Annotated in this window: 2 protein-coding genes; both read left to right on the top strand. The window is 68.7% G+C overall.

The annotated features are described in order from the left end of the window. The coding region (locus tag ADL12_RS24295; RefSeq protein WP_159053270.1) for a hypothetical protein at positions 1–251 on the top strand (251 nt) is incomplete at its 5' end. After that, positions 248–463 (top strand): hypothetical protein, encoded by a 216-nt coding sequence (locus ADL12_RS24290; protein ID WP_059213627.1) that lies wholly within the window; start codon positions 248–250, stop codon positions 461–463. The genes ADL12_RS24295 and ADL12_RS24290, both read left to right, overlap by 4 nt. Positions 464–473: the final 10 nt, after the last annotated feature.

The raw sequence follows: 473 nt of genomic DNA, 5'->3' as shown, positions 1-473 counted from the left end.
AAGCACGGCCGAGCGGCGCCGTCATCGAGATCATCGAGAGGGGCGCCACCACCGGCGACGAGCCCGGTCGGAGCGTCATCGTCCCCAACGACGTCCGAATCAATGGCCAGTCGCTCCTGGCGTCCGCCGACGATCCGGTCATCGTCCACGAGATGAGCACCCGCGGTGACGAGCTCGTCCGCGTCACCCTCACGCTCTTCGCCCGCCGCGTCAGTATCCGCGCCGAGAACGACGCCGAGGGGGCCACGTGAGCACTGCACCCATCGTGCTCATCGCAGGAACCACCGCCGAGGCTCAGCAGTACTGCCGCGAGACCGGACTCCAGCCTCGCGACGTCATCTACGCGTCCAACCCGGTCACCCTCCACGGACTGCGGCGACCCGCAGTCGTTCGCGTCGGAAGCTGGCAGCAGCGTCCCGACCTTGCCGACATCGAGGCCGCCCTCACCGTAGGCTCGGCCTGACGAATGGAGC

The sequence above is a fragment of the Streptomyces regalis genome (genome assembly GCF_001509475.1).
Taxonomy (GTDB): Bacteria; Actinomycetota; Actinomycetes; order Streptomycetales; family Streptomycetaceae; genus Streptomyces; species Streptomyces regalis.
The sequence above is the reverse complement of the archived record's forward strand: the minus strand, read 5'-3'. Positions and strand labels throughout refer to the sequence as shown.